9 protein-coding genes, 1 other RNA gene and 1 riboswitch are annotated in these 8,070 nt (G+C 68.8%); of the genes, 6 read left to right on the forward strand and 4 right to left on the reverse strand.

Annotated elements, in window-relative coordinates; genetic code table 11:
• The 4 genes from IV088_RS14045 to IV088_RS14060 form a co-directional block, all read right to left on the reverse strand.
• Positions 1-557 (reverse strand): sulfite exporter TauE/SafE family protein (locus IV088_RS14045; RefSeq protein WP_291103082.1); only part of this gene is annotated, 557 nt, incomplete at its 3' end.
• A 67-nt stretch (positions 558-624) separates the two neighbouring features.
• Positions 625-803, reverse strand: a non-coding RNA gene (ssrS, locus tag IV088_RS14050) — 6S RNA.
• A gap of 71 nt (positions 804-874) precedes the next feature.
• Entirely contained in the window at positions 875-1,258 is a 384-nt protein-coding gene (locus tag IV088_RS14055) for a cell division protein ZapA (protein ID WP_291103084.1), read from the reverse strand.
• Positions 1,255-1,482, reverse strand: coding sequence for a DUF904 domain-containing protein (locus IV088_RS14060; RefSeq protein ID WP_291103086.1), 228 nt, complete (start codon positions 1,480-1,482; stop codon positions 1,255-1,257). Before IV088_RS14060 ends, IV088_RS14055 begins: the two co-directional genes overlap by 4 nt.
• A 50-nt stretch (positions 1,483-1,532) precedes the next feature.
• A riboswitch (cobalamin riboswitch) is annotated at positions 1,533-1,789 on the forward strand.
• A 77-nt stretch (positions 1,790-1,866) separates the two neighbouring features.
• On the opposite strand from IV088_RS14060, the gene IV088_RS14065 reads away from it, so the two are divergent.
• From IV088_RS14065 to IV088_RS14090, 6 genes are all read left to right on the forward strand, one after another.
• Positions 1,867-3,696, forward strand: coding sequence for a TonB-dependent receptor (locus IV088_RS14065; protein WP_291103088.1), 1,830 nt, complete (start codon positions 1,867-1,869; stop codon positions 3,694-3,696).
• A 3-nt stretch (positions 3,697-3,699) separates the two neighbouring features.
• Complete coding sequence (locus tag IV088_RS14070) at positions 3,700-5,172, forward strand: cobyrinate a,c-diamide synthase (RefSeq protein ID WP_291103090.1); 1,473 nt, start codon at positions 3,700-3,702, stop codon at positions 5,170-5,172.
• Positions 5,169-5,984, forward strand: a complete 816-nt coding sequence (locus tag IV088_RS14075) for an ABC transporter substrate-binding protein (protein WP_291103092.1) — start codon at positions 5,169-5,171, stop codon at positions 5,982-5,984. Before IV088_RS14070 ends, IV088_RS14075 begins: the two co-directional genes overlap by 4 nt.
• Positions 5,977-6,552, forward strand: a complete 576-nt coding sequence (locus IV088_RS14080) for a bifunctional adenosylcobinamide kinase/adenosylcobinamide-phosphate guanylyltransferase (RefSeq protein WP_291103095.1) — start codon at positions 5,977-5,979, stop codon at positions 6,550-6,552. The genes IV088_RS14075 and IV088_RS14080 overlap by 8 nt, the downstream gene beginning before the upstream one ends.
• Before the next feature lie 5 nt (positions 6,553-6,557).
• Positions 6,558-7,454: an ABC transporter substrate-binding protein gene (locus IV088_RS14085; RefSeq protein ID WP_291103101.1), complete on the forward strand. Its 897-nt coding sequence runs from the start codon at positions 6,558-6,560 to the stop codon at positions 7,452-7,454.
• The coding region (locus tag IV088_RS14090; RefSeq protein WP_291103098.1) for an iron chelate uptake ABC transporter family permease subunit at positions 7,451-8,070 on the forward strand (620 nt) is incomplete at its 3' end. The genes IV088_RS14085 and IV088_RS14090, both read left to right, overlap by 4 nt.

Raw genomic sequence — 8,070 nt, forward strand, 5'->3', positions numbered from 1 at the left:
GCGCTGGTGGCCACGGCGTTGTGGATGGCGACGTTGCACCAGGTCATGAAGGGCACGCTCACGAACCCTCCGCCCGCACCGACCAGCCCGGACAGAAACCCGATGGCGGTGCCGGCACCGAGCTGGCCAGCGGAGCCGGGCAAGGTGCGCGAGGCCTGGGGTTTTTTGTCGAGCAGCATTTGCGTGGCGGAAAAGCTCACGAACGCTGCGAACAGCAGCGCCAGCGATCCGCCTTTCAGCACCGCAAACAGCCCGAGGCTGGCGATGCCTGCGCCCAGCACGATGCCCGGGGCCAACCGCTTGACGATGTCCCATCGCACGGCGCCGCGCTGGTGGTGGGCGCGCACGCTGGAGATGGAGGTGAAGATGATCGTGGCCATCGAGGTGGCGATCGCCATCTTGACGGCCAGCCCAGGCTCCACGCCGCGGTGGCCGAGGATCGCGCTGATGAAGGGCACCATGATCATGCCGCCGCCGATGCCCAGCAGGCCGGCGAGGAAGCCCGTGCACAGACCGAGCGCGACCAGTTCAACGATCAGAAGTGGGTCGAGGCTCATGGGCAGATGGGGAATGCGGAGAGGCCACAAACGACTTGCGGCCCACAACGGGCCGCAAGCGAGGAAGAAGGTGTCTGCAGTGCCACCGGACCGTCATCCTGAACCGGGGTTCAGGTGGGCCAGGGCAGCGTGACTTCGGGTTCATCTGACGCGAGATGCTCACACCCATCAGGCAATGTACCTAGCCCGTGCTCATGGAGCATTGGTTCAAGGAAATATAAAGCCCGGCGCGCACTGCAGACGGTTCAAATTGTAGGCGCTGCCAGCGCGTTGTGCCGGAAGTCAGCGCAAAAAATGCGCGTGAAACCACGGTCTGTTCAGAGCAACTGGCCGTCGTGGCCCAGCGACTGATCCAGTCGTCGGATCAGTTCGTCCATGCGGGCTTGCGATGCGGGATCGACCGGTTCGCTGCTGGAGGGCAAACCTGGCTCCTGCAAGGGGGCCGGTTCCGACTGAGCGAAGGACGATGCCGAGTAGCTCTGGGCTTCCTTCTGTGAGAGTTCGAACGCGAGGTTGAGCGAGGCGAGCACGGCGATGCGGTCCCTGGCCTTGACTTTGCCAGCGTCGCGGATGCGGCACATCGCCGTGTCGACCCGCTCGACAGCATCCAGCAGAGAGGACTCGCCCCCCGTGGGGCAGGCCAGCAGGTAACTCTGACCCATGATCTGGACTTCGATCTGCTTGGACGCAGGCTTGTTCATTCGGTGTCCTTGGGCATGAAGTCGGCGCTGGCGGGAAGGCGATCGAGCAGGGCGTCGATGCGTGCGCGTGCCGCGTTGAGTCGTGATCTGAGCGAGTCGCGCTCGTTTTTGAGGCTGGCCACCTGGTCAAGCAACAGGGCGTTGGTGCGCTGCAGTTCTTCATGGCGCAGCAGCAGGCGCTCGACGCGCTCGGCGATCAGATCAAGGTGCTTGGGATCGGCCATGGTGACAAAGTGTTGGTTTCACATTGTAGGGTTCCCGAAAGAACCCCGGGCTTACAATCCCTCCCGTTGGTGCTCGCGGTGTGGTTCGCATGCCGCAGTTCAACGGGAAGCAGGAGGGAAAGTTCACATGAACCGACCTAACCTGCGCTGCCCCCGCAACGGTAAGCAGACGGGACCTCTGAAGCCCTTTCAGGCGTCTCCGCTTTCATCCCGCAGCCACTGGTGAGTCGGTTCAGACCGGTTCACTGGGAAGGCGATGAAGGTTGTTCTGTCAGCCCGGATACCGGCCAACAAGGTGATGGTGCGTCCTTCGCGGGACCCGCCATCGTGACGCCCATGCGCTGTCGGGGAAGACGGCGAGGGCACATCTGCTTGTGATCTCTCATGAAAACCCGTGCTATTTCTGTGCGTCTGGCCGTGCTCCCGTTGGCCTGCGCCGCTGCATTCCCCGCCTTCGCCCAGACGCCCGCCACCCTGCCCGAAACCGTGGTCACGGCGACCCGTTCACAGGTTCCCGTGACCGATGTGGTGGCCGATGTGTCCATCGTGGACCGCGAGCAGATCGAGCGCAGCGGTGCCAATGGCCTGGCCGATGTGCTGTCGCGCGTGCCGGGCATCACCGTGACCCGCAATGGGGGGCCCGCTTCCACCACCAGCGTGTACCTGCGGGGCGCCGAAACGCGCTTCACCGCCGTGTTCGTGGACGGGGTCCGCGTGGATTCGCAGTCCACCGGCGGCGCGACCTGGAACGCGATCCCGCTGGCGCAGGTCGAGCGCATCGAGGTGTTGCGTGGCCCTGCAGCGGCGATCTATGGATCGGACGCGCTGGCCGGCGTGATCCAGATCTTCACCCGCCAGGGTGAGGCGGGTTTTTTCCCCTCGGTCCACGTTGGCGTTGGCACGCACAACACCCGTGACATGAGCGCGTCGCTGCGCGGCGGGCAGGGCGTGGTGAGTTACGCGCTGGGCCTGTCGAGCGAACGCAGCGACGGTTTCAACGCACAGCCCTCGGGCAACCCGGATCGCGACGGCTACCGCGGACAGTCGGTCTCTGGCCGGCTGGGCTGGAAGTTCGCACCCGGCCACGAACTGGACGCGACGCTGCTCGACAGCGAGCAGAAGGCGGGCTACGACGGTTACCTGCCTGGCCAGGACGACCAGAACCAGCAAGACCTGCGTACCCTGGGGCTCAACTGGTCGGCGGCCTGGAGCGAGGCCTGGAAGACCCGGGTGGGCGTGACACGCGGCACCGACCGCTACGAAACCACCCCGTCGCCTTACCTCACCCACACCCGCATCGACACCTACCTGCTGCGCAACGAATGGCTCATGGGCACGGCCACCCTGAGTGCTGATCTGGAGCGCCGCGAAGACCATCTCACCAACGGCAGCACCGTCCCCGAACAAACCGCCCGCGATCAGAACGCGCTCGCGCTCGGCTACACGCTGCGGCACGGTGCACACACCTTGCAGCTCAACGCCCGCCACGACGACGACAGCGAGTTCGGTGGCCAGTCCACCGGTGGCGTTGCCTACGCGCTGGCGTTCTCGCCCGCCTGGCGTGCCACGCTGTCGGCCGGCACCGCGTTCCGCGTGCCCACCCTGTTCCAGCGTTTCAGCTTCTACGGCACGCCCGAGCTGAAGGCCGAGACGGCCCGCAACTTCGAGGCCGGCCTGCGTTACCAGGCGGGCCATGACCGCGCCGGGTTCACGCTGTACCGCAACGACGTGAAGAACCTGATCGACTACGTAACGGGTCCCGGGAGTTGCGCCAACGGCGTGGGCGAATACGCGGGTTGTTACGGCAACACGGGCAGGGCTCGCTACAGCGGCGTCACGCTCAGTGGCGGCACCCGTGCGGGCTCGGTCAACCTCGGGGCCTCGCTCGACCTGATGCGCCCCAAAGACTTGGAGACCGGTCTGCGTCTCGCGCGGCGTGCCCAAACCCAGGCCACCCTGACCGCCGACACCCAGCTGGCCGGCTGGACCTTCGGTGGCGAGTTGCAGCACCTGGGCTCGCGCTTCGACGATGCGGCCAACACGCAGCGTCTGCCGGCCCACAGCCTGCTGAACCTGACCGCCAGCACCGCGCTCACGCCCAGCTGGACACTGCAGGCCCGCATCGACAACCTGACCGACAAGGCCTACGAGTCGGTGCTCGGTTACGCCACCGCCGGCCGCACCGTGTACGTTGGGCTGAACTGGTCTCGGTGAGGGATGGGACAACTCCCTGCGACGCTGCGCGTCTTTCCCCCTACCGTTAGGGAAGGGGGACGCAGCCTGTGGCCGGGCGAAGCCCGTTCCACGGCTGCCCTGGACGGCGTACACGCTTCGGCGACGCCTGACGCAGCCACCTGTCCGGCGCTGCTGATTGCCGCCCCGGCCTCGGGCCAGGGCAAAACCACCGTGACGGCGGCGCTCGCGCGGCTGCACACGCGACAAGGTCGTCGGGTTCTGGTGTTCAAATGCGGTCCGGATTTTCTGGACCCGCACTGGCACACGCTCGCCAGCGGCCACCCCGTGCACAACCTCGACCTCTGGCTCAACGGCGAGGCCGACATCCGCGCGCGCCTGTTTGAGGCCGCGTCGTCGAGCGACCTGATCCTGATCGAAGGGGTCATGGGCCTGTTCGACGGTGAGCCCAGCGCGGCCGACCTCGCGCGGCGCTTCGGGCTGCCTGTGCTGGCGGTGATCGACGCCTCGGCGATGGCGGGCACGTTTGGCGCTTTGGCGCACGGGCTGCGCCACTACCAGGACGGCCTGTCCTGGGCGGGCGTGCTGGCCAACCGGGTCGCCAGCGAGAGCCACGCTCAGATGCTGCAGCGCTCGTTGCGACCGGCGATGGCCGACGGCGACGCGGTGGGCATCGACGCCGGCTGGCTCGGTGCCTTGAAACGCGACGCGGGGTTCACGCTGCCCGAGCGGCACCTCGGCTTGACGCTGGCGTCCGAGCTGCCCGACGCCATGGAGCGGCTGGACGCCGTGGCCGACGCGCTGTCACAGACGTCGCTGGGGCAGCTCGACCCCGCGGGCTGGCAGCGCTGGGCGGTGCGGTTCGATGCGGTGTCGCCCGTGCTGCCCGCTCCCCGGCTGGCGGGCCGCACGGTGGCGGTGGCGCGCGATGCGGCCTTCTGCTTCACCTACCCGGCCAACCTCGACAGCCTGCGCGCGCTCGGTGCCGAGCTGGTGTTTTTCTCGCCACTGGCCGATGAGCCGGTGCCCGCGTGTGATGCCGTGTGGCTGCCGGGCGGCTACCCGGAGCTGCACGCGGCCACGCTGGCGAAGGGCGCGCGCTGCCGCGACTCGCTGGCCGAACACATCGCGGCTGGCCGACCCGTCTGGGCCGAGTGCGGCGGCATGATGCCGCTGTTTGACACATTGACCACCGCCGACGGCGACGAGCATCCGATGTGGGGCCTGCTGCCCGGGCGCGTGGTCATGCAGAAGCGCCTGTCCGCGCTCGGGCCGCAGCGCTGGGACACGGGGCGAGGCGAACTGCGCGGGCACACGTTTCACTACTCGACCACCGAGTCGCCGCTGCCACCGCGGTCCCGGACCGAGGCGCAGCGCGCGGGCGGGCGCGGCGAGGCCATCTACGCGCAGGGCTCGGTGCGCGCCAGCTATTTCCACGCCTGGTTTGCCTCCAACCCCGAGGCTGCGGCCTCGCTGTTCCTGACGGAGGCCACATGAACCCGCTGGGCCCGCAGCGCATCGTCTGCCTGACCGAGGAGACCACTGAGTGGCTCTACCTGCTGGGGCAGGCGTACCGCATTGTCGGCATCAGCGGCTACACGGTGCGCCCGCGCCGCGCACGCGACGAGAAGCCCAAGGTGAGCGCCTTCCTCAACGCGAAGATCGACAAGATCCTCGCGCTGCAGCCCGACTGCGTGTTTGGGTTTTCCGACCTGCAGGCCGACATCGCGGCGCAACTGATCCGCGCGGGCGTGCAGGTGACGGTGTTCAACCAGCGCAGCGTGGATCAAATTTTTTCGATGCTGTTCCAGGTGGCCGCCATGGTGGGCTGCGCTGACGACGGTCTCGCGCGCATCGACGTCATGCGCCGCCACCTCGACGCCATCCGCGCGGAGGTGGCCGCGCGGGTGGCGTCCGGCCAACGCCGCCCCAAGGTGTTTTTCGAAGAGTGGGACGAGCCACACATCAGCGGCATCCGCTGGGTGTCGGAGCTGCTGGGCATCGCGGGCGGTGACGACGTGTTTCCCGAGCTGGCGGTGCAGTCGCTGGGCAAGGATCGCATCATTACCGACCCCGCCGAGATCGTGCGCCGCAACCCCGACATCATCATCGGCTCCTGGTGCGGCAAGAAGTTCAGACCCGAGAAGGTGGCCGCGCGCGTGGGGTGGCAGGACGTGCCCGCCGTGCGCCACGGCCAGCTGTTCGAGATCAAGTCGGCCGACATCCTGCAGCCCGGCCCGGCGGCCCTGACCGACGGCGTGGAGCAGATGCACCGCATCGTCACAACGTGGATGAACCGGCATGGCTGATCTGGCACGCAGCGAATTCATCCTGGGCGGCCAGCGCAGCGGCAAGTCACGCCGGGCCGAAGAGCGGGCGCATCAGTGGCTCGCGGCCGACCCTGCGCACCGCGCCGTGCTGATCGCCACGGGCCAGGCCTGGGACGATGAGATGCGCGAACGCATCGCGCGCCACCAGCGGGACCGCGCCGAGCGGGTGCCGGGCATGGGCACGGTGGAGGAGCCGGTGGCGCTGGCCCAGACCCTGCGCCAGCACAGCGATGCCCACACCCTGATCGTGGTGGACTGCCTCACCCTCTGGCTCACCAACCTGCTGATGCCCGCGCTGCCCGGCGATGCCCTCGACGAACCCGCCGTGATCGCCGCGGGCCATGCGCTGTGCGAGGCCATCGCCGCGGCGCCCGGGCCGGTGGTGCTGGTGGGCAACGAGATCGGCCTGGGCGTGATCCCCCTGGGGCACGAGGTGCGCCAGTTCGTGGACGCGCTGGGCCGCCTGAACCAGAGCGTCGCCGCCACGTGCGAGCGCGTCACCCTGATGGCCGCGGGCCTGCCGCTGACACTGAAAGACCCGACATGAATCCGATGCGTTACATCCTGTCCGCGGTGACGCTGGTGGCATTGACGCTGCTGGCCCTGCCGGCCCGCGCCGCGCTGCAGATCACCGACGACCACGGCGTGGTGGTGAACTTTGAGCGCTCGCCGCAGCGCATCGTGAGCCTGCTGCCGTCGCTGGCCGAGACGGTGTGCGAGCTGGGGCAATGCCAGCGCCTGGTGGGCGTGGACCGTTACACCAACTGGCCCGCGAGCGTGAAGGCCTTGCCCCAGGTCGGCGGCGGGCTGGACCCGAACATCGAGGTCATCGTCGCGCTGCGACCGGACGTGGTGCTGATGGCGACGTCGTCCCGCGCGGGCGAGCGCCTGCGCGCGCTGGGCATCAAGGTGGTGGCGCTGGAGCCCAAGACACACGCCGACGTGCAGCGCGTGCTGCTCAAGATCGGCCAGCTGTTGGAGGTGCCCGACGCGCAGAAGATCTGGCGCGCGATCGACGCCGCCGTGATGGCCGCCGCGCAGTCGCTGCCCGCGGGCGTGCGCGGCACGCGGGTGTATTTCGAGGTCAACCCCGGCCCGTATGCCGCGGGTGAAAGATCCTTCATCGGCGAGACGCTGACGCGCCTGGGCGCGAAGAACATCGTGCCCGCGTCGCTCGGGCCCTTCCCCAAGCTCAATCCCGAGTACATCGTGCGCGCCGATCCCGACCTGATCATGGTCGGCCAGCGCAGCGTGGACGGCATGGCCCAGCGCCCGGGATGGATGTCCATGCGCGCCATGCGCGGGCAGCACCTGTGTGTGTTTCCCGTCGACGCCTCCGACGCGCTGGTGCGTCCCGGTCCGCGCATGGCCGAGGGCGCGCGCCTGATGGCACGCTGCCTGGCCGAGAAAGCGCCCGGCGCGCAGGCGGCGAAAGGGACCGGCCGGTGAATGCCCGCCGCGCGTCCTGGCTCGTCGCCGCCCTGCTGGTGGCGGCCGTTGGCCTGACCGCGCTCGGCGTGTGCGTGGGCAGTGCGGGTTTCGAGAACCTGATCGGCCCGCTGCTGAACCCGGATGCCGACCCGTCGGCCACCGCCATGGCGCAGCAGATCGTGTGGGAGATCCGCCTGCCGCGCACCCTGGGCGCCTGGGGCGCGGGCGCCTTGCTGGGGCTGGCCGGGGCGGTGGCGCAGGGCCTGTTCCGCAACCCGCTGGCCGACCCGTTCCTGCTCGGCAGCGCCTCGGGCGCGTCGCTGGGTGTGGCGCTGGCGCTGGCCGCGATGGGTGGCGGTGCGGGCATGTTGGGCACGTCCATGATGAACAGCGGTGTGGCGGTGAGCGTGTTCTCCAGCAGCGCCTGGGTGCGCCTGGGCCTGACCGGCGCGGCCTTTGGCGGCGCGGTGGCCGCCGTGCTGATCACCCTGGTGCTCTCGCGCGGCGTGCAGCACACGCTGCGCCTGCTGCTGGCGGGCGTGGTGGTGGGCGTGGTGCTGGGCGCCCTGACGCACCTGGTGCTGCTGTTCTCGCCCGAATCGCTGCAGGCCATGCAGGCCTTCATGCTGGGCTC

Origin of the sequence: Hydrogenophaga sp., assembly GCF_018780075.1 — a bacterium.
Classification (GTDB): Bacteria; Pseudomonadota; Gammaproteobacteria; order Burkholderiales; family Burkholderiaceae_C; genus Hydrogenophaga.